35 protein-coding genes are annotated in these 26,203 nt (G+C 32.4%); 22 read left to right on the top strand and 13 right to left on the bottom strand.

Annotated features, from left to right (window positions below):
* From BLP60_RS10680 to BLP60_RS02495, 21 genes are all read left to right on the top strand, one after another.
* On the top strand, positions 1-190 hold a 190-nt coding region (locus BLP60_RS10680; RefSeq protein WP_234970932.1), incomplete at its 5' end, for a hypothetical protein.
* Positions 191-286: 96 nt separating this feature from the next.
* Positions 287-622: a cupin domain-containing protein gene (locus tag BLP60_RS02405; RefSeq protein ID WP_092062880.1), complete on the top strand. Its 336-nt coding sequence runs from the start codon at positions 287-289 to the stop codon at positions 620-622.
* A 112-nt stretch (positions 623-734) separates the two neighbouring features.
* Complete coding sequence (locus BLP60_RS02410) at positions 735-941, top strand: hypothetical protein (RefSeq protein ID WP_092062883.1); 207 nt, start codon at positions 735-737, stop codon at positions 939-941.
* A complete protein-coding gene (locus tag BLP60_RS02415; RefSeq protein WP_092062886.1) occupies positions 923-1,189 on the top strand; it encodes a type II toxin-antitoxin system RelE family toxin in 267 nt (88 codons plus the stop codon). Before BLP60_RS02410 ends, BLP60_RS02415 begins: the two co-directional genes overlap by 19 nt.
* Before the next feature lie 95 nt (positions 1,190-1,284).
* Positions 1,285-1,485 (top strand): hypothetical protein, encoded by a 201-nt coding sequence (locus BLP60_RS02420; protein WP_092062889.1) that lies wholly within the window; start codon positions 1,285-1,287, stop codon positions 1,483-1,485.
* The gene (locus tag BLP60_RS02425; protein ID WP_092062892.1) at positions 1,482-1,751 is read left to right on the top strand and encodes a type II toxin-antitoxin system RelE family toxin; all 270 of its coding nucleotides are present in this window, start codon (positions 1,482-1,484) and stop codon (positions 1,749-1,751) included. The genes BLP60_RS02420 and BLP60_RS02425 overlap by 4 nt, the downstream gene beginning before the upstream one ends.
* 113 nt (positions 1,752-1,864) lie before the next feature.
* Positions 1,865-2,092 (top strand): hypothetical protein, encoded by a 228-nt coding sequence (locus BLP60_RS02430; RefSeq protein ID WP_092062895.1) that lies wholly within the window; start codon positions 1,865-1,867, stop codon positions 2,090-2,092.
* The gene (locus BLP60_RS02435) at positions 2,089-2,322 is read left to right on the top strand and encodes a DUF2283 domain-containing protein (protein ID WP_092062898.1); all 234 of its coding nucleotides are present in this window, start codon (positions 2,089-2,091) and stop codon (positions 2,320-2,322) included. Before BLP60_RS02430 ends, BLP60_RS02435 begins: the two co-directional genes overlap by 4 nt.
* 97 nt (positions 2,323-2,419) lie before the next feature.
* Complete coding sequence (locus BLP60_RS02440; protein WP_092062901.1) at positions 2,420-2,794, top strand: hypothetical protein; 375 nt, start codon at positions 2,420-2,422, stop codon at positions 2,792-2,794.
* A gap of 93 nt (positions 2,795-2,887) precedes the next feature.
* Positions 2,888-3,667 (top strand): hypothetical protein, encoded by a 780-nt coding sequence (locus BLP60_RS02445; protein ID WP_092062904.1) that lies wholly within the window; start codon positions 2,888-2,890, stop codon positions 3,665-3,667.
* Positions 3,668-3,813: 146 nt separating this feature from the next.
* Positions 3,814-4,371: a DUF4760 domain-containing protein gene (locus tag BLP60_RS02450; RefSeq protein ID WP_092062907.1), complete on the top strand. Its 558-nt coding sequence runs from the start codon at positions 3,814-3,816 to the stop codon at positions 4,369-4,371.
* A 58-nt stretch (positions 4,372-4,429) separates the two neighbouring features.
* Positions 4,430-5,263 (top strand): hypothetical protein, encoded by an 834-nt coding sequence (locus BLP60_RS02455; RefSeq protein WP_092062910.1) that lies wholly within the window; start codon positions 4,430-4,432, stop codon positions 5,261-5,263.
* Positions 5,264-5,298: 35 nt separating this feature from the next.
* On the top strand, positions 5,299-5,508 hold the full coding sequence (locus BLP60_RS02460) for a hypothetical protein (RefSeq protein WP_092062912.1): 210 nt from the start codon (positions 5,299-5,301) through the stop codon (positions 5,506-5,508).
* Positions 5,490-5,792 carry a type II toxin-antitoxin system PemK/MazF family toxin gene (locus tag BLP60_RS02465; RefSeq protein ID WP_092062915.1) on the top strand — a complete coding sequence of 101 codons (303 nt, stop codon included), beginning with the start codon at positions 5,490-5,492 and terminating at the stop codon, positions 5,790-5,792. Before BLP60_RS02460 ends, BLP60_RS02465 begins: the two co-directional genes overlap by 19 nt.
* Positions 5,793-5,898: 106 nt before the next feature.
* Complete coding sequence (locus BLP60_RS10750) at positions 5,899-6,045, top strand: hypothetical protein (RefSeq protein WP_353640738.1); 147 nt, start codon at positions 5,899-5,901, stop codon at positions 6,043-6,045.
* A gap of 291 nt (positions 6,046-6,336) precedes the next feature.
* Positions 6,337-7,191, top strand: coding sequence for a DUF6920 family protein (locus BLP60_RS02470; protein WP_200779097.1), 855 nt, complete (start codon positions 6,337-6,339; stop codon positions 7,189-7,191).
* A gap of 143 nt (positions 7,192-7,334) precedes the next feature.
* Entirely contained in the window at positions 7,335-7,835 is a 501-nt protein-coding gene (locus BLP60_RS02475) for a GNAT family N-acetyltransferase (RefSeq protein ID WP_092062920.1), read from the top strand.
* Positions 7,836-7,901: 66 nt separating this feature from the next.
* On the top strand, positions 7,902-8,852 hold the full coding sequence (locus BLP60_RS02480) for a DMT family transporter (RefSeq protein WP_092062923.1): 951 nt from the start codon (positions 7,902-7,904) through the stop codon (positions 8,850-8,852).
* A 141-nt stretch (positions 8,853-8,993) separates the two neighbouring features.
* Positions 8,994-9,824, top strand: coding sequence for a helix-turn-helix domain-containing protein (locus BLP60_RS02485; protein ID WP_092062926.1), 831 nt, complete (start codon positions 8,994-8,996; stop codon positions 9,822-9,824).
* Positions 9,825-9,942: 118 nt separating this feature from the next.
* Positions 9,943-11,010, top strand: coding sequence for a C45 family autoproteolytic acyltransferase/hydrolase (locus tag BLP60_RS02490; protein ID WP_092062929.1), 1,068 nt, complete (start codon positions 9,943-9,945; stop codon positions 11,008-11,010).
* Positions 11,011-11,070: 60 nt separating this feature from the next.
* Positions 11,071-11,448: a cupin domain-containing protein gene (locus BLP60_RS02495; RefSeq protein WP_092062931.1), complete on the top strand. Its 378-nt coding sequence runs from the start codon at positions 11,071-11,073 to the stop codon at positions 11,446-11,448.
* Between the two features lie 551 nt (positions 11,449-11,999).
* Here the strand turns inward: BLP60_RS02495 and leuB are convergent.
* The 13 genes from leuB to cysK all read right to left on the bottom strand — a co-directional run bounded on the left by leuB (position 12,000) and on the right by cysK (position 23,142).
* Positions 12,000-13,073, bottom strand: a complete 1,074-nt coding sequence (gene leuB, locus BLP60_RS02500; RefSeq protein WP_092062934.1) for a 3-isopropylmalate dehydrogenase — start codon at positions 13,071-13,073, stop codon at positions 12,000-12,002.
* 3 nt (positions 13,074-13,076) lie between these two features.
* A complete protein-coding gene (locus BLP60_RS02505) occupies positions 13,077-13,574 on the bottom strand; it encodes a 3-isopropylmalate dehydratase small subunit (protein WP_092062937.1) in 498 nt (165 codons plus the stop codon).
* On the bottom strand, positions 13,564-14,841 hold the full coding sequence (gene leuC / locus BLP60_RS02510; protein WP_092062940.1) for a 3-isopropylmalate dehydratase large subunit: 1,278 nt from the start codon (positions 14,839-14,841) through the stop codon (positions 13,564-13,566). Before leuC ends, BLP60_RS02505 begins: the two co-directional genes overlap by 11 nt.
* Positions 14,834-16,357 (bottom strand): 2-isopropylmalate synthase, encoded by a 1,524-nt coding sequence (locus BLP60_RS02515; protein ID WP_092062943.1) that lies wholly within the window; start codon positions 16,355-16,357, stop codon positions 14,834-14,836. Before BLP60_RS02515 ends, leuC begins: the two co-directional genes overlap by 8 nt.
* 65 nt (positions 16,358-16,422) lie before the next feature.
* Positions 16,423-17,181 (bottom strand): CDP-diacylglycerol--serine O-phosphatidyltransferase, encoded by a 759-nt coding sequence (gene pssA / locus BLP60_RS02520; protein WP_092062946.1) that lies wholly within the window; start codon positions 17,179-17,181, stop codon positions 16,423-16,425.
* Complete coding sequence (locus BLP60_RS02525) at positions 17,174-17,821, bottom strand: phosphatidylserine decarboxylase family protein (RefSeq protein ID WP_092062949.1); 648 nt, start codon at positions 17,819-17,821, stop codon at positions 17,174-17,176. Before BLP60_RS02525 ends, pssA begins: the two co-directional genes overlap by 8 nt.
* Positions 17,822-17,873: 52 nt before the next feature.
* Positions 17,874-18,080, bottom strand: coding sequence for a hypothetical protein (locus tag BLP60_RS02530; RefSeq protein ID WP_092062952.1), 207 nt, complete (start codon positions 18,078-18,080; stop codon positions 17,874-17,876).
* Positions 18,077-18,523, bottom strand: coding sequence for a PIN domain protein (locus BLP60_RS02535; protein WP_234970933.1), 447 nt, complete (start codon positions 18,521-18,523; stop codon positions 18,077-18,079). The genes BLP60_RS02530 and BLP60_RS02535 overlap by 4 nt, the downstream gene beginning before the upstream one ends.
* A gap of 44 nt (positions 18,524-18,567) precedes the next feature.
* The gene (locus tag BLP60_RS02540) at positions 18,568-19,845 is read right to left on the bottom strand and encodes a CgeB family protein (RefSeq protein ID WP_092062954.1); all 1,278 of its coding nucleotides are present in this window, start codon (positions 19,843-19,845) and stop codon (positions 18,568-18,570) included.
* A gap of 20 nt (positions 19,846-19,865) precedes the next feature.
* Positions 19,866-20,315 carry an rRNA maturation RNase YbeY gene (gene ybeY / locus BLP60_RS02545; protein ID WP_092062957.1) on the bottom strand — a complete coding sequence of 150 codons (450 nt, stop codon included), beginning with the start codon at positions 20,313-20,315 and terminating at the stop codon, positions 19,866-19,868.
* The gene (locus BLP60_RS02550; protein ID WP_092062960.1) at positions 20,296-21,270 is read right to left on the bottom strand and encodes a PhoH family protein; all 975 of its coding nucleotides are present in this window, start codon (positions 21,268-21,270) and stop codon (positions 20,296-20,298) included. The genes ybeY and BLP60_RS02550 overlap by 20 nt, the downstream gene beginning before the upstream one ends.
* A gap of 35 nt (positions 21,271-21,305) precedes the next feature.
* A complete protein-coding gene (epsC, locus tag BLP60_RS02555; RefSeq protein WP_092062962.1) occupies positions 21,306-22,217 on the bottom strand; it encodes a serine O-acetyltransferase EpsC in 912 nt (303 codons plus the stop codon).
* Complete coding sequence (gene cysK / locus BLP60_RS02560) at positions 22,210-23,142, bottom strand: cysteine synthase A (protein ID WP_092062965.1); 933 nt, start codon at positions 23,140-23,142, stop codon at positions 22,210-22,212. The genes epsC and cysK overlap by 8 nt, the downstream gene beginning before the upstream one ends.
* 189 nt (positions 23,143-23,331) lie before the next feature.
* Between cysK and BLP60_RS02565 the strand changes: the two genes are divergently transcribed.
* Entirely contained in the window at positions 23,332-25,851 is a 2,520-nt protein-coding gene (locus BLP60_RS02565) for a CHASE4 domain-containing protein (protein WP_092062968.1), read from the top strand.
* Positions 25,852-26,203 lie beyond the last annotated feature (352 nt).

Consider the following 26,203-nt stretch of genomic DNA (forward strand, 5'->3'; position numbering starts at 1 on the left):
GCAGATCGGATTCCAAGAAAACTTGGGAATAAATCGGGTTAGACCTAAAAAAATAGCCAACAATCTAATGGCAAATTTTGATTTAACGAGCATTGGAAACAGGCCAAATTGTAATTCAAGACTTGAAGATGCGGAGCCTATGGAACAAGCAGATCGGAATCCAAGAAAGCTTGTGAATGAACTTGGTTAGACCTAAAAAATAACACAACGTTTCAGCGGACGGCTATCGCCGCCGCTGAACTCAGCGTTATCTGAGAAAGAAATTAAAGAATAGAGGAAATTCATCATGGAAAATAAATTGAAAAAGTTAAATGCATTTGATTTGACCAAGGATATTACTGATGATTGGAAGAATTTTGTTGTTAGCGAAATCAATGACCATGTTGTGCGATTGAGTGTTTTGCAAAGAGATTTTCATTGGCATTACCATGCTGAGAGTGATGAAATGTTTTACGTTATAGAAGGAAAATTGTTTGTAGACCTCGAAGATAGGACCGAGGAACTTAATCCTGGGGAAATGATTACAATACCCAAAAATGTTAAACACAGGACCCGCTCAAGTGAAAGAACTTTAATTCTCTGTTTTGAATCAAAAAATAATGATGTTAAAGGTGATAGGTAAAATGACAACAGATAACAAGCCAGTTCACCAGACCGCCAACCCGCTGCGCTTCGCTTGCGGATGGCGGCTGGTGACTTTTGACGTTAGATTAATAAAAAGGAGAAAATAAAAAATGGAAGTAAAAAATGTTTCCATACCAATAGATATAATAATTGAATTGTTGAAAAAATTAAGTGAAGAAGCAAAACAAGAAGTTTTTGAAAAGGTATTTTTAGAAGAAGATACATCACCTTTAATAATGGAAGAAAAATATGAAATAGAAAAAGCTGAAAAAGAATTAAAAAATGGAGAAACCATTTCATGGCCTTTTGGCAAATAGAATTTTCAAAACAAGCGTATAAATACTATAAAACTTTACAAAAAGGATATCAAAAAAAAATAAATAAAATTTTAAATCTTTTAATGGATAAAGAAAAAATAGACATAAAGCCTGTAGAAGGGGAAACAGATATTTATAGACTAAGAATTGGGAAATATAGAATGTTAATTAGAGTTTATAAAGAAAAGCAAATTCTTTTAATAGTAAAAATAGGGCCAAGAGGAGATATTTACAAAAAAATAATCTAACTAATCGCTTCACTGGACTGGCATTTCGCTGCGCTCCATGCCAGCCAGTGAGCTTAGTCGTTAGATGAAAAAAATGAAATTACATAGGAGATGAAATGGAAATAATTATAAAAGAAGATGAGATAAAATCTATGTTAGAAGACATTATTTTTAAATTATTTCAAGAAAAAAAAGAAATTTTTAGAGATATTGTTGAAGAAATAATGGAAGATATAGCCTTATGTAAAGCCATAGAAGATGGAAGAAAAAATGAATTTGTGTCGCAAGAAAAAATAATGGAAATACTAAACAGATGAAGCTAATATTTGAAAAAAGATTTGAGAAAGATTTAAAGAAAATAAAAGATAAACGTATTTTAGAAAAAGTAAAATCTATAATAGAAAAAATTTCATTGACAGGTTCTCTATTAGAGTTAGACGAAAATGTTAAACGAATGAGGAGTAATCCAAATTTTTGGCGTATAAAAATAGGAGATTATAGAATAGGATTGGAGAAAGAAAAAGATAAAATAATATTTGTAAGGATTTTGCATAGGAAGGATATTTATAAATATTTTCCATAAATTAAAATCATCTAACCAATCGCTTCACTGGACTGGCATTTCGCTGCGCTCCATGCCAGCCAGTGAGCTTAGTCGTTAGGCAAAATTAGTAAATAATAAAAAGATTATATCAGATGAAGATAACATTTTCTCGTCATGCAAAAAGAAGAGGAAAATTATATAAAATTTCAGAAGAGGCGGTTAAAAATATTTTAGAGAGGAAGAATTTATCCCAAGGTAATCATGAAATCATAGAAGATATTGAAGGTTTTAAATATCCCTTAAAGATTGTTATTTCTGTAGAAAAGGATATAATAACAGTGATTACAAATTATCCTTTAAAGAAAGGAAGGAAAAAATGAAGGTTTATTATGACGATGAAGTAGATGCATTATATTTAAAACTTAGTGATGATTCTCCAGATGGAGTTATAGAAATCTCTGAGGGTGTTAATATAGATACGACCTCTGAGGATAAAATAATAGGAATTGAAATTCTGAATGCTTCTAAAAAGCTAGATTTAACTTCATTGTTATCCTACTCCTTTGAATTTGAGAAAGAAATATTAAATCGACAACAAAAAATTGCCTAACAACGGGGTGCACTTGACCGCCATTCCGCTGCGGCCTTCGGCCTTGCTACATGTCGGCAAGTGACCCACGACGTTATGCAATAAAAAGGAGGAACAAATGCCGAATTATTGGGTAGTTGGTGCGGCATGGGGAGGTGTTGACCATCAAGATAAGAAATTTGTGAAAGAAGGATATTGGATGTTGGGTTGGAAAGAAGATTCTCAGCCCGCTCAGTATGCCTTAGCTGAACAAATGAAGCCTGGCGATAGAATAGCTATTAAAAGAATGAAAGGAAAAGGAAAAACTGGAATCAAAATATTTCATATTGGAATAATCAAGGGTGTAATCTTGGGGGTTAATAGAATTATCTGTACTGTTGATTGGGTGGCGACAGACTTGGAGAGGGACATTGAGGAAAGTCGAGGGTGCTTCAAATCTATTCATGGCCCATTTGAAAAAGACGAATGGGTAGAGAAAGTATTTTGTCTGTAAAAAATTTTGCATAACAAGCGCATCGTGTCGGGCTGGCAACCGCTACGCTTCGCTTCGCGGTTGCCAGCCGCACATGCATAACGTTATGGAGAAATGAAGAAAGATCCAACCAGACAAATTTTTAATCTAGTTCCAGCTAGTCTTAAGAGATTTAAAAAACTGTTAATTTGTCCTGATATTCCTACGTATGATATTGAAAAAACAGATTTATATTTTGTATATCATGATTTCATTTTTGCACTAAGCCTCATCAGTATAATAATAAAAGGAATAAAAGGACTATTGCCAAATTATTTTATCGTCAATCCTGCGTCTTTAATTAACTATCCAGTTTTTATTTTATTATTGTCTTTAAATGCTTTGATACCAAGTATCTTAATATTTAGTTTGCTGTTAATTCCGCTTTACTATAAGACAAAAAGGGTGCATGTGTGTATATTTTATCATTCGCTAAGGGCTTATTCGTTGGAAATTATTCTAGTATCAATATTATTTGTGATTGCTATTAACAGGATATTTATTAATAATACCCCATTTAAAGCTATAAACAACATTGAATTAATATTTTCAGTAATTATTTCGGCATTTACTTTATTTTTTCTATACTGGTTAATTGGTTATCCTGTGTCAAAATATCTTACAAATTTTTTTAGCAAAAAAATTGCTTATTCGTTAGGTATTGGATCGATATTGTTTTGTCTGTATATAAATCCTACGCTTTCTTTTAAGTATTTCAATAACATAATAGACTATAAGGAGTTTTGTATTCAATATGTTGATTACAAATTTCAGAAAGAAGTGACAGGCAATATTTATAATAAAGATTGCCTGATCGGGAAGTGTTTTGAATTGAAAGAAAAATTTTTACCATAACAAACGGGTGCACTTGACCGCCATTCCGCTGCGCTCCATGTCGGCAAGTGACTCTAGACGTTAGAAATAAAAAATAAAATTTCTGGTTATGTTAGCTTTTTGTTTTTTGATAGCGGAGTAAAAAATAAGTGGTTAGAAATTAAATTATGGTTATTAATTCAATAATAAATAACATTGAAGTTTACCTTCAGGTATTAACGGTATTGATATTGTTAGGTGGTTTTATTGTTGGAATTCAACAATTAAAAGTGTTGATAACGCAAATAAGAAATCAATATGAATGGAATATGAGAGAATTTGCCTTATCTTATTCTTTAACTAAAAATGAACGTCTAAGAGAAGCTAGAATAAATTTAGACAATGCTTTTGGGATATTAGCTAAAAGAAAAGAATCACTTACTTTGAAAGAGATCGAAGATGTAATACAAAAAAAACCTGCTATATATACAGATATAATTTATTTGCTTGCTCATTGGGAAAATATGGCTTTAGCTATTCATGCAAAAATAGCGGATGAAAATGTTGCTTTTGAAATGGTGGCTGGCATGGTGATCTCTTATGTTAGAGTTTTTAGAAACTTTATTGATTCTAGACGAGAAATAAATCCAAGAGCTTATGATTATTTGCTTAATTTAGCAAACAGATGGGAAAATAGATTGCATAGATTAAAGAAGCCAGCTTTTTTAGATCTAAGAAATGTCTAACAAACCTCTCCAGCGGACGGCGTTACACGCCGCCGTTGAGTTTAGGCGTTAGAAGACAATGGGAAACGACACTCACAAATTTTCAATAGGAATGGTTGCTGAGGGTATAACAATTGTCGTTGCTATAGGATTCGTTATTTCAGTTATATATGACTGGGGTTTCGTTTATGCGATAGATATTGATTTAATGAGTCTCCCGACAACAATATCAGATCATTTTCGTACAGGTGTGATTTGGTTTCCATACTTACTTGCTTTTGTTCTTATGTATTTTGCCGTAGAGTATCAATTTCAACGTGTGGAAAAGGGGTTAACAGAACAAGAAATTATTGAAAGCTCAAAGAACCCCGAAAAACTGAAAAAATTCAGGGAAGGTCCATGGAAACTTATAAAGTGGACTGCTCCTCTTGCGGTCTTTAATTACATATTAATTGGTGACATCATGTCATCTGCATTACCCTTAATGCTGTCAATATTGTGGATGGGTTTTGCCGAATGGTGCTATTCCGCCCCACTCATAAAACTTCGGCGAAGCTGGGAATCACAGGCTGCTTTTACCTTTCTTCCCATAATTTTCATTCTTGCATTTTTTTCAGGATACAATGCGGCAGTCGATGCTTCGATGCGTAAACCGAAACAGGTAATTATCACCTTTAGCCAAAAATCACCACACCTAAAAGGGAAGCTTCTTCGGGAGTTTGAACGAGGGGTATTTATCCTAAACCATAATGACCATGTGACTTTTATTCCTTGGGGACAAATTAAAAGCATTAAAACTGTAGAAAAATACAAGCCGTTTCGTGGAATACTTTGTGAGTGGTTTCAAATTTGTACCGAAACCGCTTCTAACAAGGCTAATTCAGCCGACGCAAAAAGCCGCGCGGGTGATTAGCAATGTTAGAAATAAAAATATAAAAGGAGAATTTTATGGTAGAAGATATTGCATATATTCCAATTTCTCAGGAATTGATAATAACAATTGAAAAATTAAAAGAAAAACACGAAAGTGTCCAAGATTTTATAAAAAGACTAATAGAAGAATTCGCTTTTCAACAAGATATAGAATTAGCACAATTAGAAAAGATGACAGAATTGTGGAAGAATGAGGAAGATAATATATGGGACAATATGAGTTAGCTTTTGGAGATATTATTTTAGTAGAAGTTCCTTTTACAGATAAACTAGAAATGAAATTAAGACCAGCATTAGTGTTATTTGAAGAAAAGAGTAATGTAATAATAGCAGGTATTACAAGTAATTTAAAGATGGGAGGTATCTTGCTTTCTAAAAGTGAGGGATTAATAGTAGATAGTGTGTTAAAGTTAAATTATATTTTTACAGTTTCTAAAAATAGAATAAAAAAGAAAGAAGTCTGTGAAAATTTATTGGAAAAATTTAAGATATGTATTGAAAATTTCTAACAAAACGCTTCACTGGACTAGCATTTCGCTGCGCTCCATGCCAGCCAGTGAGCTTCGCCGTTAGCCTGACTAAAAAGGAATAAAAATAATAAATAGAAAAGCAATAATTATATTTGGTTCTGTAGTAAGAAATGAATATAATCAAGAAAGTGATATAGCTGTAGTTGGAGAACAAAAATATCCAGATTTGTTTTTATTAGATAAAATAAAAATAGAACTTGAAGAAAAGTTTAACAAACTAGAAATGATATAAATCCATTGGAATCACTGAATAATAAAAACCAACACACAATATAAAAGATCTAGTTCCTCACTATACAAGATAAATAAAACATAGTGATTCTAATGATATTGGTACCAACAATTGAAAAAATAGGAAGCTATATAAAAAACTAATAAAAAATTTACTTCTCACCACAATATCTCTAATATCTCTAATAACAATAACAAAATTGTTAAACAATTTTAAAAAAATATTTTACTTCTTAAAAATATTTGATAGTAGATACTACTTTAAATCATTAAAAATTAAAATAGTATTATGTTGCGAAAGATAATTCTATTTACAATCTCTGGACTGGTTGCGCTAATTACCCTAGCCCTGGTATATGGTTCTCTTCGCTGGGCATTTGTTACAGAAAAGATGTATGCCTCTTTAGAGGCTAAACGTTTTAGCCCTAAAAACTTACGATATAACTCCAAAGAATTAATAGGCTTACCTCCACCAGTGCAACGTTATTTCCGTGCTGTACTTACAGAGGGACAGCCAATAATCTCAGCCGTCACTATTAAACATACTGGCACATTTAATATAAGTCCAACAGATGAACAGTGGAAACCATTTACTTCCATCCAAAAAGTAATAACAAGCCGAAAAGGTTTTGTCTGGGACGGCAGGATTAAAATAATGCCAGGTCTAACAGCATATGTACATGATGCTTACATTGCTGGAGAAGGAATCCTTTATGCCTCACTTTTCGGACTAATCCCGCTGGCTAAGTCGCAAGGAACCACTAAAATGGCTAAAGGAGAGTTAATGCGTTTCCTTGCAGAAGCAGCGTGGTATCCCACTGCTCTGTTACCAACACAGGGCGTTTGCTGGCACGCAGTAGATAATTATTCTGCTAAGGCAACATTAACAGACGGCCAAATTACAGTAAGTTTACTGTTCTACTTTAATCAAAAGGGGTTAATCAAATCAGTTCGTGCTGAGATACGAGGCCGCAATGTTGCTGGAGAGATGGTGCCAACACCATGGGAAGGACAATGGTGGAATTATAAGCTATGCAACGGAATACGCATCCCAACACAAGGAGAAGCAAAATGGATACTTTCCAAAAATTCAAAACCTTACTGGCGAGGCCACATAACAAAAATCAAATATGAATTTGCCCAATAACCAAATCCTAACTTCTAACAAGACCTCACCTAACTACAATTCTGCTGCTATTTGTTCTAATTCACTTGGCCGAGGTATTTGTATTAAGTAAACTAATTTTAAAACAAATTTAAATCCTAACAAACAGTAATGGGTATTTTTTTATGATAATAAGAAAAATTCGAGAACATGATGCAGAAAATTTTCTTTCTCTGTGTAAACAATTAGATGAAGAAACACAATTTATGATGCTCGAACCTGGAGAACGCTCAATAACAATAAAACAACAACGAGAAGATATTAAAAATATCCTCTCTACCTATAATCAGACCATTATTGTTATAGAAAGCAACAAACAACTAGGTGGATACATTGCTGGTATTGGCGGGAACTATCAGAGAAACAAGCATACTTGTCATATCGTGATAGGTATTCTTAAATCACTATGCGGAAAAGGTTTGGGAAGAAAGTTATTTATTGAATTAGAGAAATGGGCATATAGTAAAAACATCTACAGACTAGAGTTAACAGTAATGATGCATAATAAAAAAGCTATTGCCTTATATAAAAAAATGGGGTTTAAGATAGAAGGAATAAGAAGAAAGTCTTTATTGGTCAATAATGTTTATATTGATGAATATTATATGGCCAAATTATTATATTGATACTTGAGATATGGTTTTGAATAAAAATAAAAAATAAATTTTATCTAAAAATTAAAGGATAAAAGTATGTATAACAAAAACATAACAAAAGGAATTATTCTCTCATTTATATCATTAATACTACTTGGGATAATGCCTATTATCTCTAATAGCAGGCCAATGAAAATTGATGCGTTACATTTTGCTTTATACTTATCAATTTGGCAATTGATCTTTTCTGTACCTGTTCTTTTTTTTGAATTAAGGAATTATAATCAAGGGATATTTAGTGCCAATCTGCCTAATACATTAAAGAAAAAAACTATTTCTATTATTTTAGTTACTGGCATCATGTTTGGTATCTCAACTTTTGCTTATGTATTTTCCATGGAAAAAGCTGGTGCCACAAGTGCTGCTATTGCCATTCAAGCATATCCTTTATTCGCCATTTTATGGGAAACAATTTTTTTAAACAAAAGAAAAAGTATTGGAGAATTATTTTTTACAATATTACTAATTAGTGGTCTTTATTATTTAGGAACAGGAGGAACGTGGAAAATTAAAGGATTATCTTACTGGTTTCTCTCTGCTCTAAGTGTTCCATTTATCTGGAGTGTAGCTCATGTAATTGTAAAAGAAGTGCTTGATAAAACACCAATCACCCCTGCCCAAGTAACATTTTTTCGAGTATCAATTTCAGCAGTGTTTCTTTTTGTTATTGCAGTTTATATAAATGATCTGAGTTATATTTTAAATCTATTAAGTAGTTCAACTTTTCAAATATATGCTGCTATTATGGGATTTATATATTATCTTGAACTAATAAACTGGTTCTACGCAGTCAAACATGTAGATGTTTCTGTTGCAAGCTCAATAACTGCTCCATGGCCAGTAATAACAATAATATTAGCTATCTTATTTCTTCAAGAAACTGTAAAATATTATCAAATAATTACTATGATAACTACTTTAATCAGCGTATATGGACTAATTGTTACAGGAAGATTAAAGAATTCTAAATCAAAAATTACAGTTTAATTGTACAAAATAAGATCACTGTCAACTTTTGAATTATTCTCTTTTTAAAAAATATATGTAATATTTAAGTCATCCCCAAAAAATACTTTTTTGAAAATATTATTTGCCAATCTAGGCATGACGCTTTATTATTAATATAATATGGTTTATATAAAATATCCAAATAAAAAATTTTGTAGACATATAGAAAAATATTGGTTTGCAAAAAGTAAAACAAATAATAATTATTCTACTTTTGAATATTTTCCAGACGGCAATACAGAAATACTCTTTAAAATCTCTAAGTTTGATTGTAAGTTATATTTATTTGGTCCATCTAAAAAACGAGCTATTATTAAAATAAACAGTAATTATAGCTATATAGGAATTAGGTTTCGCCCTGGGAAAAGCCCACGCATTGAGGGCATAAGCCCATCAGAATTAGTTGACACTTATATAGAACTACCTAAAAAAATACAAAAAATTAACACTGCAATAATTGGTCAACAGCTTCTTAAAGCACCTACCTATTCTTCAAAACAAAACATTATTGAAAATTTTTTACAAACGTTGGGGATAAACAACACAAACATTACTCTAAACCAGAAGGTGATTGAATGTATAGAAGCTTCATATGGACTACAACCAGTAAAAAAAATTGCAGCCAACTTACATCTCAGTGTTCGCCAGATGGAACGAATAGTTTTAAAGGAAACTGGTCTAACTCCAAAAATGCTAGCCCGTAGAATAAGACTCCAAAAAGTATTGGGAAGCCTATTCAAAGGCTATTCAGATACTTTTGCAGATCTTGCCTATTTTACAGGTTATTCAGATCAATCTCACTTTATTAAGGACTTTAAAGAATTAACAGGAAAACTGCCAAGCTGGTTTAAATATATTCAAAAAAATATTCAAAAAAAAGAAAACCTAAGCCATTTTATCCCCTATTGTCTTAAATCAATAGAAGATAACTGTGTATTCCATCAACTTTAGTAACATATAATTTTTTTTTAATAATCTACTTCTTTATTTTTACATTTGTCGCATTTTTCCAATACAAAAGCTCAAGATAAGGCTTAAAAGCTTATCAAATAATCTAGAGGTACAATAAATGAAAAATAACAAATTAAATTTTATTGAATGTAAGGGAAGCCACTATGCAATTGGACGACAATATGGTGAAGCATGTGCAGATAATATACAAAACTCGGTCCAACTCTTTTACAATATCTTTCAAAACAAGCCCTGGCAAAGTAGCAAAAAAAATATCATAGATGCTGCCTTAACCTTTTTAGAAGATGTAAAAAAATTTGCTCCTAACGAAATCAAAATGATTAAGGGGCAAGCAGATGGGGCTAAGGTTGCGTTTGAGGAGGCTTTTGCACTGCGCTGTATGATTGAAATTATGTTTACCTATCAACTAATTATTCCTATGTGTACTTCCTTTGCTGTTACAGGAAATGCAACAAAAAATAATAAAACTATTTTAGGACAAAATATAGACTGGCATCCAAACGCTCCAGTTGATCTTCTCAAAATAAAATATACCAACGCTCCAGAAACTCTTTCTGTCTTCCTTTGTGGCGTTCCTTACTATCATCTAACAAAAGATGGCCTTGCTAATTGCACAAACATGACAATCAATAAACCACAAAATATTAGCCCTATTATACCCATTGGCTTTTATCTTCCAAAAATTATGCGTAACAAAACTATTAAAGATGCCGTACAAACTTTAAAAAAAACAGCCAAAGGGTATGCTTACTTTCATATAGCTGATACAAATGGTAATATAATCGGTTTGGAGAGTATTTCCAATCACTATACAGAAATCAGGCCTCAACAAAATATACTTATACACGCTAATCATTATGAAACAGAAATATATAAAAAAAATGATTGGAGTAAACAAATAATGCCTTGTTCCTATGCTCGGGCTAACCGTATGAAAAAATTAATCCTTAGCAACTATGGAACAATTACAGCAGGAGTGATGATGGATATATTAAGAGATCATAAAAACTATCCAGAATCTATTTGTAGACATGTTAACAAAACAAAACCAGACAGTATGATATCAAGTTCTAAAGCTTCAATTATTATGATTCCCAAAGAAAAAAAGATGTATATTGCGTTTGGCCCACCTTGCGAAAATGAATATAATGAATATGTGTTATAAAATTAATACATAAAATAGCAAGTGCACCCTAAAAAGTTTATTGTTTTCCAGGAGGAATCTATGAAATATGTACTTAATCTTCAAGATGGGCGAAATGAACCAATTAAAGACCTTAATAATGCTAAAAGAATTGTACTCGTAGATAAAGATACAGTAGGTGCTGAAGATATAACCTTTGCATATTGCAAATTTGCACCTAAAACTTCATCTCATAAAAAACATATTCATCCAAATGCTGAGGAAATAATTTACATACTTTCAGGAAAAGGAATAAGCGGGGTTAATGACACTGAAGTAGAAATGAAAGAAGGTGATACTATGTTTATTCCTAGAGGAGCTGTACACTGGTTTTACAATCCATTTTCAGAACCAGTTGAAATGTTATTTATCTATACAAAGCCCTCTCTAAAATCAGCAGGTTATAAAATAGTTGAATAAAAAACTAAAATATAAAAACAACTTTAAAAATTATAATGGGTGCACTTGTCTTTTCTATTTCACTAAATCAAATATTTTGAAGTTATTTACAAAAAACACTTAAAAATATAATAAGCATGAAGTATACATATCTTGACAAATAACCTTCAATATTATTAATTCTCATTCTATTATGTTCAATCCATTTATTATAATACTTGATATATTATCTTCTTTAATATTATGTTTTGGAGCATTTTGTTTAATATTGCCCTTAATAATATATTGTCTGGTACATGGGAATTATCAACGTTATCTTTGGATTATTAACGGACCTTATCCCTGCAACTTATTAGGAAGTAGTACCTTTCAACTTTGGCTAACTATAAGTCTATTTATCTTGGGGTTAAGTGCTATTGGTTTAGGACTTATATTACGAAAAAAATTCTATTCTCTATTCAAACTTCATTTAAAATCGCTAATTAACAACATTAATAAAGAAAACAAAAAGGCTCTTTAAGCAATTAAAATATTATTTTGCTCAAAGAGCCTTTTTAATAATTTTCTCTATCTTATACTTGCATAGCAATAAAATCACCCATTTGAGAACAAGTGACTTTTTTTTGCCCTTCTCTAAAAATATCTAAAGTACGATAACCAAATCCCAATGTTTTTTCCACAGCTTGTTCTATTGCGTTTGCTTCTTCTTTTAAACCAAAAGAGTATTCTAACAACATTGCTACAGATAAAATAGTCGCTATAGGGTTTGCAATATCTTTACCTGCAATATCAGGGGCTGAACCGTGAATAGGTTCATACAATCCTAATTTTTGCTCATTTAAGGATGCAGAAGGTAAAGTACCCAAAGATCCAGTAATAACTCCTGCCTCATCAGATAAAATATCTCCAAATAAATTTGAAGTCACGATAACATCAAAACTATAAGGTCTAGCTACAAGTTGCATAGCTGCATTGTCCACATACAAATGCTCTAATTCCACTTCTGGATATTCTTTTGCCACTTCACAAACCACATCTCTCCATAGCTGAGATACTTCTAACACATTAGCCTTATCCACAGAGGTAACCTTTTTTTTTCGTCTTAGTGCTGTCTCAAAGGCGAGTCTCGCTACTCTCTGAACTTCTTTCTCTGTATAACGCATGGTATTAAGACCAATTTTTTCTCCTTTTTCTTCAAAAATACCCTTTGGTTCTCCAAAATAAATCCCACTAGTTAATTCTCTTATAACAACTAAATCTATACCTTTTGCTACAATATCTTGACGCAACACACTTGCCTGCTGAAGAGCTGGCAAAAGTTTAACTGGTCTAATATTAGCAAATAAATCTAATTTTTTTCTAATACCCAAAAGTCCACTTTCAGGGCGAAGATTTCGGGGTAAATTATCCCATTTAGGCCCTCCAACAGCCCCAAGTAAAACTGCTTGCGAATCTTTGCATTTAAACACTGTATCTTCTGGCAAAGGATCAGCTTCTTTATCAAGGGCTGCCCCTCCGATAAGAGCTTCTTCCAGGATTAACTTATGGCCATATTTTTTACTAATAGCTTGTAAAACTTTTATCCCTTCTCTAACCACCTCTGGCCCAATTCCATCTCCTGGCAAAACACATATCTTTAACTCCATAGTTTACTCTCCCTGTAATCTTTTTTGGGCAAAAGGAATAAGTCCTCCAGCCTCCAATATTTTTTGCATAAATGGTGGTACAGGATTAATTTGAATATTTAAATTTTTAGTTAAATTCTTTATTATTCCTGTAGATGGAATAATTTCTAGTTCATCTTTTGATTGAATCTCACTTATTTTCTCTCCTATCTCTAGCAATAATAACCCCATATTAAAGCCATTGCGATAAAAAATTCTTGCAAAACTATGAGCAATAACTAATTTTATTCCTGCTCCTAAAATTGCTAAGGGAGCATGTTCGCGTGAAGACCCACAACCAAAATTTTTACCTGCAACTAAAATAGTATTGGACCCAATTTTTTCTCTAAAATTTTCTTCTAAACCACACAAACAATGCTTTCCCAATTCTTTAGGATCAGTAGTAACTAAAAAGCGGGCAGGAATAATAGCATCTGTATCTATATGATCTCCTATCTTTAAGGCAAAACCTTTATATTGCATCTGTTTCTCCTTTTATCTCTTGAGGGTTAGTTATACAACCAGTAACAGCTGAAGCTGCAGCAACATAAGGACTTGCAAGATAGACTTCACTCTCTAGACTTCCCATTCTGCCTTTAAAATTACGATTAGTTGTAGCCAAACAACGTTCTCCTCCAGCTAAAATACCCATATGTCCTCCAAGACAGGGGCCACAAGTAGGTGGGCCAATTACTGCACCAGCTTCTAAAAATATTTCCAAAAGACCTTCTTTTAAGGCTTGTTTATAAATAAGAGGTGTGGCAGGAAGTACAATAAATCTAACTCCCTTCGCCACTTTATGTCCTTTTATAATTTCAGCTGCTTGTCTTAAATCTGTAATTCTTCCATTAGTACAAGAACCTAAAACAACTTGATCTATTTTTACATTTTTCAATTCGTCCACATTACGGACATTTTCTGGCAAATGAGGACAAGCCACAACAGGTTGCAAATCTTCGGCTCTAAATTCAATTCGTTGAACATATTCAGCATCTTCATCCAAAGAAAGAACTCTATCTTTTCTTCCTGCTTTTTGGGTATAAGCCAAAGTTTTATCATCTGCAGCAAAAATCCCTGCTTTTCCGCCTGCTTCAATTGCCATATTAGCGATAGTCATTCTTTGTTCTATATCTAAATTTGCTATAGCATTGCCCGTAAACTCCAAAGCCTTATATAAAGCCCCATCAACTCCAATTTTACCAATTAAAAATAAAACTATATCCTTTCCCGTAACAAATAAAGGCAATTTACCTTCTACCTTTACTAAAATACTCTCAGGCACTTTAAACCATGTTTCCCCAAAAGCCATAGCATAAGCAATGTCTGTAGAACCAAGACCAGTGGCAAATGCACCTAAGGCTCCATAAGTACAGGTATGACTATCTGCTCCCACAATAATTTCCCAAGGTCCAACCAAGCCTAATTCTGGGAGCAAGGCATGTTCTACGCCAACATTTCCTCCTTCATAATAGTGAACAATACCCTGTCTCTTAGCAAATTCGCGCACCTTTTTTACTTGTTCTGCAGATTTAATATCCTTATTAGGCGTAAAATGATCACACACTAAAATTATTTTTTCTGTATCAAAAACTTCTTTGGCTCCCATCTTATTAAAAGACTCAATAGCTAAAGGCGCGGTAATATCATTGGCCAAAACTTTATCTACCTGAACTTGAACTATCTGGCCAAAAGATTTTATTTCCTCTTCTGTATGAGCCTGCAATATTTTTTGTGCAAGGGTTTTACCCATTATTTTTTTCCTCCTCTTTTTTAACCAGTCTATTCAAGGCATTAATATAAGCTTTTGCACTAGCAACAATAATATCAGGATCAGAAGCCCGTCCCACAGCAGTAATGCCTCTTTCTTCTAAACGAACTGTTACCTCCCCTTGAGCATCTGTACCACCTGTAATAGCGTTTACAGAATAACGCAACAATTTAGGTTTTCTCTTCACAATTCGACAGATGGTATTAAATACCGCATCAATAGGTCCTACACCAAACTCTGCAAGTTTTTTTTCTTCCCCATCTATTTCCATTTCTAATACTGCAGTGGGTATGGCCATATTTCCAGAAATAGCGCTAAGATATTTTAATTTATATTTATCAGGCAAACGAAATATTTCTTCTAAAACTACGGCTTCTACATCTTCTTCAAAAATTTGTTTTTTCTTATCTGCAAGCTGTTTTATTACTTGAAAAACTTTTTCTAACTGTTCCTCTGTAAGAGAATAACCCAATTCTTCTAATTTATTTTTTACTGCATGTCTTCCAGAATGCTTACCAAGAATAATATCAGAAGAAGTTTTGCCAACGCTTTGAGGTGTCATTATTTCATAGGTGGCTCTATGCTTTAAAACTCCATCTTGATGAATACCAGACTCATGAGCAAAAGCATTGGCTCCTACAATGGGCTTGTAAGGGTATATAGGCTGTCCAATAATTCTAGAAAGTAATCTACAAGAAGGATAAATTTGTTCTGTATTAATATTGGTCTCAAGCTGATAATAATCCTTACGTACTGTCAAATTCATTGCCACTTCTTCTAAAGCTGCATTGCCTGCTCTTTCTCCAATCCCACTAATAGTTACTTCTGCTTGTCTTGCACCTGCTCTTAAAGCTGCTAAAGTATTGGCAACAGCAAGGCCTAAATCATTATGACAATGCACGCTAAATACAACATCTTCGGTTCGTTTTACCTTTTTTAACAAAAATTGAATAAGTTCAAAAAACTCTCCAGGTTGAGTATAACCAACTGTATCAGGAACATTTAACACCTTTGCCCCAGCTTCTACTGCGACATTAAAAACCTCTACTAAATAATCCCAATCAGATCTTGAAGCATCTTCTGCTGAAAACTCTACATTTGAACATAAACTAGAAGCAAAACCCACAGCTTCTTTTACCAGATCTAAGACCTGTTCTCTATTCTTTCTAAGCTTATATTTTAAATGAATATCTGAAGTTGCTATAAAAGTATGAATACGAGGCAAAGGACTATCCTTCACTGCCTCGTATGCCAATTCAATATCCTTTTTTACAGCTCTGCAAAGACCAGCCACTTGAACATTTTTCACTGCCTTGGAGATTTCTTTTACTGCCTCAAAATCTCCGCTACTTGCAGCAGGAAAACCCGCTTCTATAATATCAACACCTAATTTTTCCAGTTGTTTTGCCATGCGCACCTTTTCTTGTAAATTCATGGTAGCACCAGGAGACTGTTCTCCATCACGCAAAGTTGTGTCAAAAATATATACTCTATCCATTAGGAGTACCTCCTTGTTTTAAGTTTTACTAAAAAAAGAATATGCTTATGTGGGGTTAAAATAGCTTACGAGAGTTCCTTGTGGAACTCTCGTAGGTTAGATTTTCTTAGAGGTAGGAAAATTAAGGTGTAGAAATATCCAGAAAATACATACAAAATAAAAAATACAAACCCCAGAAACTTAGGTTCTGAGGCTATCAAAGCAAAAAGAAAAATAACTAACACCGTACTTGTAAAAGGATGAGCTCGCGCCATTTCTACATCTTTAAAAGAGGCATATTTAATTTTACTAACCATAGTTAAAGCTAATAAAAAAGTCAAACCCAAGGTTAATCGAGCCATCCATATTGAAGGTATAAATCCAATATATGGGTGAAATAAAATAAAAGTTGCCAAGGTACACGCAGCTGCTGGAATTGGTAATCCAATAAAAAACTTTTTAGAACTAACTTTTGCTTGAAGGTTAAAGCGAGCAAGTCTTAAAGCACCACAAGCCAAAAACAAAAAACTTACCATTATTCCTATACGTCCAAACACATGAGTTTGCCATAAATAAACCAGCAAGGCAGGTCCTACTCCAAAGGCAACCAAATCTGCTAAAGAATCATACTGAATTCCAAAGTCAGAACTTGCTCTAGTAAGTCTTGCCACTTTCCCATCAATACCATCAAAAAAACAACTAATCAAAATTGCAAGAGCTGCTTGTTCAAAAGCCCCATTAATGGCCAATAACATACCCCAAAAACCAGCAAACAAACTGGCTGTGGTAAGCAAGTTTGGCAAGACATATAAAGACTTATGTTTAGGTCCAAGATTACTATTCATTACGTTTTTTGGCTAAAATGCTTGCACCAGCTAAAACTTTATCCCCTATCTCTACTCTAGGTTCATAAGAGGATGGCAAATAAACGTCAAGTCTAGAACCAAATTTAATTAGACCAAAACGTTCACCTCGCTTTGCCTTTTCCCCAATCTTCCAAAAACACACTATTCGTCTAGCCACGAGGCCAGCAATTTGAACAACTGTCCATAAATTACCTTCCTCATCTTCGATATGCAGTAAATTTCTTTCATTATCTTTTGAAGCTTTATCCAAAGAAGCATTAAAAAATTTACCTGGGATATATTTTAAATCTTTTAACTCACCTGAAACAGGACTTCTATTCACATGCACATTAAAAATATTCATAAATACTGAAATAACTTGCTTTTCTTCTCCAGTAAAAGGACATTTATCCTTCCAGATCTTTACCACCTTGCCATCAGCAGGAGAAACAGCAACTCCCTCTTCCTGAGGCACAACTCTATATGGATCTCTAAAAAAATTTAAAACCAAACTAAACAAAATAAATAATAAAAAACTTCCAAATTTAAAGCCCCATAGAGCTAAAAGAATTGTTAAAAAACCCAACCAAATAAGATAAATAGCACCTTCAGGGCATATACGAAATTTTGGCTTATACATTAAATCTCCTTATTTTATTTTTAAATTTTATTAATACTAATAAGATGCTTGATTATCCAACACTATCTTTTCTTAATTCCATTGCTTTTTGACTAATTTCTTCTATAGATAAATCTTCATCTAAGCTTTGCTTCCTCCATGCCGTATAATCAAATGGTTCTCGCTGAATCAACGCAATAAATCGCTCTGCTTCAACATCTCCAAGATATTTTACAAGAACTTGCAAACCTTTTAATTTAATCTCTGTATCAGTAATCATAAAACAGTCTCCCTTATAAAATTTATTGGATCATTAATTTTTATATCAGACAATAAATTTGCACGTTTAAGAATATAATCATCAGTCGTTAAAAAATATTCACAATTAGAAACTATTGCACACGCAATATGTAAGAAATCAATTTTATGAAATCCTTTTTTATTTATATCTTTTGCAAGTTTTATAACTGTATAATTTTCTTCTATATCCTCTATTGCATATTTCTTCCATTTGCTTATTCGTATTTTTCTTTCCTGAAAGGGATTTTTATAATTTTCATAATCTAAAATATATGACCAAACTAAATAAAGCCTTCCTGCTCTAATTTCTTCTTGAATTTTTAGTTTAGCTTCTGTCTCAAGTCTAATTCTAATTTGCGATTGATCGTCAAATGGTCGATTAAAGCAACAATTATCCAAATATAGTTTAATTATTTTCCCCATATTTTAATATATTTTTTAAATTCTTCTTTAAAAAATTTGTAAAATTATTTATTTTTTAAATACTGTTTTTTCCACTCATCTAAAAAAAGCAAAGCAGCTTCTATAGGAGAAAGCTCGCCATTCTCCTGACGTAAACGATGAATAACTTCTTCAAACTCACTATTTATGTTTAATCCTAAATGAGCTAAAAACTCTTCTAACTCGTCTCTTAAATCTTCTGGCAAGTCAACTTCGCTTAAAGAATCTCCCCGAACATAAGAAAGATTGGTCTTATTAGCAATAAAGTCAAGGAATCTTTCCATTCGATGAGAATAAGTATGTTCAGATATAGCTCTAGAATAAGCCGCTGCTGCTATTTCATTACGTTTGTCCTCGTGTTCTAAGAAAAAGTCTATTTTTTTCTTTAAATCTTCTATAGAGCTAAATGTTATAATCTCTTCTTCAGGCTTAAATAATTCTGAAAGCAAACTTCTCTCATCAACTAACTGAAAACCTCTACATCCAGCTATCTCAAAAGTTCTAGGATTTACAAAGTCTCCTTTGCTCACTAATTGAGATGATTTTATGCTTGAATGCAAATTTAAATTAATCTTAGTAGCATTAAAAATTTTTACTATTTCTTCAGGCTCTAATCTTCTCCCTTCTTCTTGAACTAATGGTTCTAAACTTGTTTCACCTTCCCACTCAGTTCCCCAAATTTTAAAATCATAATCTAAAAGCTCAATAAAGGCTTTTCTTCTATTAGGATAACCTGCTCCCATAAAGGAAATATCGCTTCCATATCGTTTTTTTTCAATAGAATTTAAAACAAGAGGTTTATGAATCTCAGGACAACAAGCCAAGGGTAAATAGCAAAAATTTTTTACTCCAATATTTCTTAATCCTTGAAAAAAAGGTTCTTTTTGTATTACCGCAAAAAAATCATACAAAGGAGCAAAAGCCCTCCAATAAGTAAAAAGTTTGAAATCTTCTACAAACCACATTGCTGTGGGAACACCTTGCTTTTTTAACTTCAAAAGTATTTGGCGAGTAAGGGGAGCTTGAGCTAAGGCTAACACTAAAGAAGGAGAAAATTCTTCTATTTTTGCGTAAATAGCCTGAGATACTACCTGGATAAAACTCTGCTCCAAATATTCTAGCCTATTAGAGCCTATTCTTAATTTTTTTAAACCTTGAAATGCAGAATAGAAAAGAGGAGACTCAAAAACCTCTACTAAATGACCGAGTTGCTTAAGACCATTGGCTGCAAAACGCCCTATTGGAAGAGAGCCGCCATAAAAAGGCAAAACAATTAAAATTTTATATTTGTTTTTTTTAGACATATAAAAAACCTATATTCAAATTATAAACTGTACTGACGATTATATTTCGAATCATTGCTGTTTTGCAACAAATATAATTTTTCTACCATATCATCAGTAAGAACAAACATTTCTGGACCATGTTCATATCCTAAAAGATGCAATATACCATGACATACCAATCTCCAAAAATGTTCTATCCTTTCTTGCTTATATAAAAAAGATTCCCTAATTACAGCAGGAATACTTACTACAATATCACCTAAATTAAATTCATCTCCCAGAGGAAAACTCAATACATTGGTAGGTCCTATACAGTTTAGGAATTTCTCATTCAAAGACTTAATAAAATTATCATTACACAAAATTAAATCTATTTGTACATCTTTATGTAAATTTAAAAAATCAAAAATAAATGTAAATCCCCTTTTGATTTCTGTCTTACAAATAATTAATCCTAATAAATTTGTTTTAACTATTACCTTTACCATTAACCTTTCCCGTAAATTTATCGTATGCCTCTACAATTCTCCCAACCAGTTTATGTCTTATCACGTCTTTTTGATCAAAATAAATAAATTCAACATCATTCAAATCAGAGAGAACATCTATAGCTTCTATTAAACCAGATTTTTTATCTGGTAAATCAACCTGGGTAATATCTCCAGTAACTACCATTTTAGAATTAAAGCCCATACGAGTTAAAAACATTTTCATTTGCTCAGATGTAGTGTTTTGGGCCTCATCTAAAATTATAAAGGCATTATTTAAAGTTCTTCCCCGCATAAATGCCAGTGGAGCTACTTCTATTTGACCACTATCCAACATTTCTTGGACTTTTTTAAAGTCAAGCATATCATTCAATGCATCATAAAGAGGTCGTAAATATGGATTGACTTTTTGAACCAAGTCTCCAGGTAAAAAACCAAGCCTTTCTCCAGCTTCCACAGCAGGACGAGTTAAAATGATTCTTTTTACCTTATGTTGCAAAAAATGAGACACTGCCACTGCTACTGCTAAATAAGTTTTTCCTGTACCTGCAGGTCCAATAGCAAATACCAAGTCCCTTTGCTTAATCGCTTTTAAATATCTTTTCTGACTAATAGTACGTGGGGATATAACCTTTTTCCCAGCAACTGTTAAAATCTCTTCTTTAAAAAAACTATGTAAATCTGCCTTTTTGTCCTTAGCTAAAACCTTTAAAGAAGATTCTACGTCTTCTGGATAAATCTTATAACCCCGTTTTAAGAGATTATAGAGTTCTAACAAACATTTTTTTGCCCAAAGCAAATTTTCTTTATTTTTACATTTAAGTAAGATAGTGTTTCCTCTATTTTCTAAAGTCACTCCAGTAGTTTTATGAATAATATCTAAATGACTTCCCAAAGGACCAAATAAATCTACCAACAGCCTAGTATCCTGAAATTCTAAGGTAAGTTCTTTCATTCTCCTCCTTATAACCCTTTAATTTTTTAATAAAATTATTTTTCTTCCCCATTTATTAATTTATAATTTTCTCTCTTAGCTTGTCTTACAACAGTTCCAGGAGCAACATCATGGGTAATCCAAACATTACCTCCTATAATTGAGCCTCTCCCAATGGTAACTCTGCCTAAAATAGTAGCTCCTGCATAAATAATAACTTCATCTTCTACAATAGGATGTCTAGGAAGACCTTTTACTAACATATTTTTTTCGTCTTTAGGGAAACTTTTTGCTCCTAAAGTAACTCCTTGATAAATTCTTACATTATTACCAATAATACATGTCTCTCCAATAACCGTTCCTGTTCCATGATCAATAAAAAAACTCTTGCCTATTTCTGCGCCAGGATGAATATCTATGCCTGTCTCAGAGTGGGCCATTTCTGTAATTATTCTTGGAATTATTTTTACTCCGAGTTTATGTAAAGCATGAGCTAAACGATAGTTAGTAAGAGCTCTGACCGAGGGATAACAAAAAATAGCTTCTCCTGGAGTTTTGGCTGCTGGATCACCTACATAGGCAGCCATCACATCACTTACTAACAATTCTCTTATAGTTGGTAAACTTTCTAAAAACTTCTGCGCTATTAATTCAGCATCTTGCTCACATTGTTCACAATTCTCTTTTTTTTCTGCACAAACAAAACAAGCTCCACATAATATCTGTTCTTTTAATGCCCTATATACCTTGTCCAAGCTTGCTCCAAGATAATAAGCTTTTGTTTTCTCATCTACATAACACGGCCCAAAATATCCAGGAAACAAAATTGACCTTAATTCTTCTACTATGCTTTTTAAAACAGGAACAGAAGGCAGTGGCCTATTTTTTTCTACTGCGATTCTACTTTTTGAAAAAAATTCTTTTTCAACCAAAGAAAAAACTATTTTTTGAAATTTTTCTTTATCCATTGTTCTTTTCCTCAAAAAGAATAGTGCTTAAATACCTCTCTGCAGTATCACACGCAAGAAAAATTATGTTTTTTCCTTTATTTTCTGCAATTTTAGCCAGTTCTACAGCTGCCCAGCAATTTGCTCCTGAAGAAATTCCTGCCATAATACCTTCTTTTGCTATCAACCAAGAAGCCATATCCAAAGCATCTTCATCTCTTACCTTAATAACACCATCAACTATACTCGCATCAAAAATTTTAGGCACAAAACCCGCCCCAATACCTTGAATTAAATGGGATCCAGCTTCACCTCCAGACAATACAGCAGAATTAGCTGGTTCCACCGCATATACTTGAATTGTAGGTTTATACTCTTTTAATCTTTTACCTACCCCTGTAATAGTACCTCCAGAGCCAACCCCTGCCACAAATATATCTATCTGACCATTAGTGTCTTCCCATATTTCTTTTGCTGTAAACAAATAATGGGCTTCAACATTATACAAATTTTCAAACTGAGAGACTAAAAACACATTCTTTTCCTCTTTACAAATGGTTTGAGCTTTATTTACTGCTCCTTGCATGCCTTGTTCTTTAGGCGTTAAAATAAGCTTAGCTCCTAGTTTTCTTAAAAGCCGTTGCCTTTCTGTACTCATATTTTCAGGCATCACAATAACTAAATTCAAACCCAACATACTACAAACTAAAGCAAGTCCTATTCCGGTATTCCCACTTGTTGCTTCTACAATTAAAGTATTTTGGTCTATTTTCCCTTCTTCTCTTGCTTTTATAAGAATATGTTTAGCAATACGATCTTTTACAGAACCTCCTGGGTTAAAATATTCTAATTTTGCAATTATCTTAGATTTACATTTATGAGATAAAGAATTTAAATATACCATAGGAGTACAACCAATTATATCTAATACAGACTTATATATCATCACGAACCTCCTTTTTAATTTTATTTTTGTAAATATTTAAAAAATATAAAAACATTCTCTCTTTTTTTAAAAGAAAATTTTTTTATATTTATATAAAAAAGAGTTCAAAAGCATAAAAAACAAAGCCTTAGCTTTAGGTAAAAATAATATTTACTTTGTGTTTAAAATAAGCTAGGCAGAACTTCCAGTATGTTATCGATCCGACGCAAAATTATAATTTTCTGGATAATTACCAGCATTCTTCTCTTTGTAGGAACTCTTCTTCTTATTCAAGGAACTTTTTTCTCTACTTTTCAAAGTCTGGAAAAAAATCAAGCCATCAAACAAATCAACGTGGCTAAAGAATGGCTTGAAGGGATCAAAGAACACCTTAAAGGATATGCAATTGATTGGGCAGCCTGGGATGAAACGTATGATTTTATCTATAATTTAAGTCCTGACTATGTTTCTCGCAATCTTATGCCAGACAGCTTCACCGCCCTTCAAACAAATGCAATAATGTACTATAACGCAAAAGGCAAACTTCTCTATTATAAGGCAATAGATATTTATCAAAAAACAGAGATTTCTCTCCCAATAGATTTTTTAGAATTTCTTTCTAAATTCATTAAAACCCAAAAAGTTGATTTTCCTCACACTAAAGCGTGGGGAGATTATTTCTATTCTTCTCAGGGGTTAATCATTTTTACAGGTTCTCCAATCGTTACTAGTGATTTTCAAGGTCCTATTAGAGGTACTGTAGTTCTAGCTAGAATTATAACTCCTCAAGATTTAAGTGTTTTCTTTAAAAAATATCATTTTCTTTTAAAAATATTACCAGCCAAAAACAAAAATTTTAAACAAGTAGAATTTATTTCAGATTTAAAGATGAAAGTTGCCACCCTTCTTTCAGCTCAGGGAGAAAAACAATATATACTGCTCCAAACAATCTTGCCTAGAAATCTTCACCTTCAATTTAAAAAATTACAGCTTTTTTTCACAGGTAGTATGGTGGTCCTAACTATAGTAATCTTTTTAGGCTTTGCTTTCTTTTTACAAAAAAATATACTTCAAGATTTGCACCTTCTAGTAAAAAGTCTGCCCACACTAGTATCACCATCTAAATTTGAAAAAATAACTCTACAACCTAAAAGTCGAGAAACCTTCACTTTAATCTCTTCTATCAACACCCTATTAGATAAAATAAAAAATCTTTTAGAAGAAGAAAATAAAAAGAAGAAAACCCTTAATACTATCTTAGAAAATTTACCACTAGGAATCGTTTTAATTAGAAAAAAAGATAACCAAATTCTATGGACAAACTCTAACTTTCTTAAAATGACTAATTATTCTCTAAAAGAATTACAGTCAAAAAAATGTTCGCATTACATTTGCCAACCAACTACAGAAATAGATCTCCAAGATTTTGATAAAGATTTAGATCTATTAGAGGTAGAACTACTCTCTAAACAAGGACAAAAAATATTTTGCCTAAAAAAAGCAATAGAAATTGACTACGAAGGGGAAAGCTGCATCCTTGAAATTTTAATTGATATTACTAAATATAAAGAATTAGAACATGAACTTCGCCAAGCAGAAAAATTAAAAACCACAGGGCTCTTAGCAGGTACAGTCGCTCACGAACTAAATAATTTATTCTCTTCTCTTGTTCTCTATCCTGAAATACTTCAAAGAAAACTACCGCGTAACAGTGATCTCAACAAACCTCTTACAACTATTAAAGATTCGGCTCTCCGCGCTGCAACCCTTGTAGAAGACCTTTTAACCTTAGCTAGACGCAACTTACCAACTCAAGAAACATTAAATTTAAGTGAGGTAATAAAAGAATGTCAAAATTCACCAGAAATACAAAAAATATTAACCCATTATCCTAAAATTAAACTAAAATGGCCACATTCTGATTTAAAAGCTCCAATTAAAGGGAATAAAACTCTCTTAATGAAGGCTATTTTCAACACTATAAAAAACAGTGTAGAAGCCATTGATAGTCAAGGTGAAGTTAAAATAACATTAAAAGTGATAAGGTTAAAAGAAACTCTTCAAGGGTATGAAACAATCCCTGCTGGCGAATATGTTTACCTATCTATCGAGGACACAGGAAAAGGTATTTCTCCCCAAGTACTATCACACATTTTTGAGCCTTTTTTTAGCCAAAAACCTTTAGGGCAAAGCGGTACGGGGCTAGGAACAACTGTCATCTGGAATGTTATAAAAGATATGAAGGGATACATTGATGTTAAAAGTAAATTGGGTAAAGGAACAATATTTTCCTTTTACTTACCTCTAAGCAAAGAAAAAATACCTACTATTCCCAAAAACTCTAATGTAAACTTACAATATTTGCCAGCCTATAACTTAAAAGTGCTTGTTGTTGATGATAAAAAAGAACAACGAGATTTGGCAAAAACTGTTTTAGAAGAATTTTCTTGTAAAGTAGAAACAGCTACAAATGGGCAAGAAACTTTCGATAAACTCCAAAATAAATCATTTGACCTTATCATGCTCGATGTATTACTTGAAAATGAGAATGGTATTGATATTGCTGAAAAAATATTAAAAATCGACTCTGAACAAAAAATTATCTTGGTAACAGGGTATGCTGAAACTGAAAAAATTGAACAAGCTCTAAAACTAGGAGTATTAACTTATATTAAAAAACCTTATACCTTAGAAAAAATATATCAAACCCTAAAAAAATACTTCTCTTAGTTTTTAAGCAAAAAAAGAAAAAATAACCTTTACCCTAAACTTATTTTAAGTTATACTCAAAATTTATGAAAACAAGTTTTTTTAGAAAAATTCTTTTTATTTATATTTTTGCTATTCTCTTTAGCTCACTTTTAATTTGGTATAGTCAAAGCCAATTAACTTCTTATATCTATTCCAATTTCCTAAAAAACCAACATAGCTCAATTGGCACACAAATCAATTCAATATTAAAGTTAAAATTCAATCTTTTTTCAAATTCCTCTTCTCAACTTGCATCTCAAATAAAAAATATTTTACAAGCTAAAGATGTAATTATCTTAGAACCTCCTTCCTTTAGCATTATCTCAAAAAC

It is taken from the genome of Desulfonauticus submarinus, from assembly GCF_900104045.1.
GTDB lineage: Bacteria > Desulfobacterota > Desulfovibrionia > Desulfovibrionales > Desulfonatronovibrionaceae > Desulfonauticus > Desulfonauticus submarinus.

What these genes read in the sequence shown, in the direction of transcription:
- BLP60_RS02565 (WP_092062968.1), top strand. Translation starts at nt 23,332, where the DNA reads ATGTTATCGATCCGACGCAAAATTATAATTTTCTGGATAATTACCAGC.
- BLP60_RS02415 (WP_092062886.1), top strand. Translation starts at nt 923, where the DNA reads ATGGCCTTTTGGCAAATAGAATTTTCAAAACAAGCGTATAAATACTAT.
- BLP60_RS02515 (WP_092062943.1), bottom strand. Translation starts at nt 16,357, where the DNA reads ATGGATAGAGTATATATTTTTGACACAACTTTGCGTGATGGAGAACAG.
- BLP60_RS02420 (WP_092062889.1), top strand. Translation starts at nt 1,285, where the DNA reads ATGGAAATAATTATAAAAGAAGATGAGATAAAATCTATGTTAGAAGAC.
- BLP60_RS02540 (WP_092062954.1), bottom strand. Translation starts at nt 19,845, where the DNA reads ATGTCTAAAAAAAACAAATATAAAATTTTAATTGTTTTGCCTTTTTAT.
- BLP60_RS02490 (WP_092062929.1), top strand. Translation starts at nt 9,943, where the DNA reads ATGAAAAATAACAAATTAAATTTTATTGAATGTAAGGGAAGCCACTAT.
- BLP60_RS02475 (WP_092062920.1), top strand. Translation starts at nt 7,335, where the DNA reads ATGATAATAAGAAAAATTCGAGAACATGATGCAGAAAATTTTCTTTCT.
- BLP60_RS02445 (WP_092062904.1), top strand. Translation starts at nt 2,888, where the DNA reads ATGAAGAAAGATCCAACCAGACAAATTTTTAATCTAGTTCCAGCTAGT.
- leuC (WP_092062940.1), bottom strand. Translation starts at nt 14,841, where the DNA reads ATGGGTAAAACCCTTGCACAAAAAATATTGCAGGCTCATACAGAAGAG.
- BLP60_RS02435 (WP_092062898.1), top strand. Translation starts at nt 2,089, where the DNA reads ATGAAGGTTTATTATGACGATGAAGTAGATGCATTATATTTAAAACTT.
- BLP60_RS02535 (WP_234970933.1), bottom strand. Translation starts at nt 18,523, where the DNA reads ATGGGGAAAATAATTAAACTATATTTGGATAATTGTTGCTTTAATCGA.
- BLP60_RS02450 (WP_092062907.1), top strand. Translation starts at nt 3,814, where the DNA reads ATGGTTATTAATTCAATAATAAATAACATTGAAGTTTACCTTCAGGTA.
- BLP60_RS02465 (WP_092062915.1), top strand. Translation starts at nt 5,490, where the DNA reads ATGGGACAATATGAGTTAGCTTTTGGAGATATTATTTTAGTAGAAGTT.
- BLP60_RS02405 (WP_092062880.1), top strand. Translation starts at nt 287, where the DNA reads ATGGAAAATAAATTGAAAAAGTTAAATGCATTTGATTTGACCAAGGAT.
- BLP60_RS02505 (WP_092062937.1), bottom strand. Translation starts at nt 13,574, where the DNA reads ATGCAATATAAAGGTTTTGCCTTAAAGATAGGAGATCATATAGATACA.
- BLP60_RS02425 (WP_092062892.1), top strand. Translation starts at nt 1,482, where the DNA reads ATGAAGCTAATATTTGAAAAAAGATTTGAGAAAGATTTAAAGAAAATA.
- BLP60_RS02410 (WP_092062883.1), top strand. Translation starts at nt 735, where the DNA reads ATGGAAGTAAAAAATGTTTCCATACCAATAGATATAATAATTGAATTG.
- BLP60_RS02525 (WP_092062949.1), bottom strand. Translation starts at nt 17,821, where the DNA reads ATGTATAAGCCAAAATTTCGTATATGCCCTGAAGGTGCTATTTATCTT.
- leuB (WP_092062934.1), bottom strand. Translation starts at nt 13,073, where the DNA reads ATGGAGTTAAAGATATGTGTTTTGCCAGGAGATGGAATTGGGCCAGAG.
- cysK (WP_092062965.1), bottom strand. Translation starts at nt 23,142, where the DNA reads ATGATATATAAGTCTGTATTAGATATAATTGGTTGTACTCCTATGGTA.
- epsC (WP_092062962.1), bottom strand. Translation starts at nt 22,217, where the DNA reads ATGGATAAAGAAAAATTTCAAAAAATAGTTTTTTCTTTGGTTGAAAAA.
- BLP60_RS02550 (WP_092062960.1), bottom strand. Translation starts at nt 21,270, where the DNA reads ATGAAAGAACTTACCTTAGAATTTCAGGATACTAGGCTGTTGGTAGAT.
- ybeY (WP_092062957.1), bottom strand. Translation starts at nt 20,315, where the DNA reads ATGGTAAAGGTAATAGTTAAAACAAATTTATTAGGATTAATTATTTGT.
- BLP60_RS02440 (WP_092062901.1), top strand. Translation starts at nt 2,420, where the DNA reads ATGCCGAATTATTGGGTAGTTGGTGCGGCATGGGGAGGTGTTGACCAT.
- BLP60_RS02485 (WP_092062926.1), top strand. Translation starts at nt 8,994, where the DNA reads ATGGTTTATATAAAATATCCAAATAAAAAATTTTGTAGACATATAGAA.
- BLP60_RS02530 (WP_092062952.1), bottom strand. Translation starts at nt 18,080, where the DNA reads ATGATTACTGATACAGAGATTAAATTAAAAGGTTTGCAAGTTCTTGTA.
- BLP60_RS02455 (WP_092062910.1), top strand. Translation starts at nt 4,430, where the DNA reads ATGGGAAACGACACTCACAAATTTTCAATAGGAATGGTTGCTGAGGGT.
- pssA (WP_092062946.1), bottom strand. Translation starts at nt 17,181, where the DNA reads ATGAATAGTAATCTTGGACCTAAACATAAGTCTTTATATGTCTTGCCA.
- BLP60_RS02460 (WP_092062912.1), top strand. Translation starts at nt 5,299, where the DNA reads ATGGTAGAAGATATTGCATATATTCCAATTTCTCAGGAATTGATAATA.
- BLP60_RS02480 (WP_092062923.1), top strand. Translation starts at nt 7,902, where the DNA reads ATGTATAACAAAAACATAACAAAAGGAATTATTCTCTCATTTATATCA.
- BLP60_RS02495 (WP_092062931.1), top strand. Translation starts at nt 11,071, where the DNA reads ATGAAATATGTACTTAATCTTCAAGATGGGCGAAATGAACCAATTAAA.
- BLP60_RS02430 (WP_092062895.1), top strand. Translation starts at nt 1,865, where the DNA reads ATGAAGATAACATTTTCTCGTCATGCAAAAAGAAGAGGAAAATTATAT.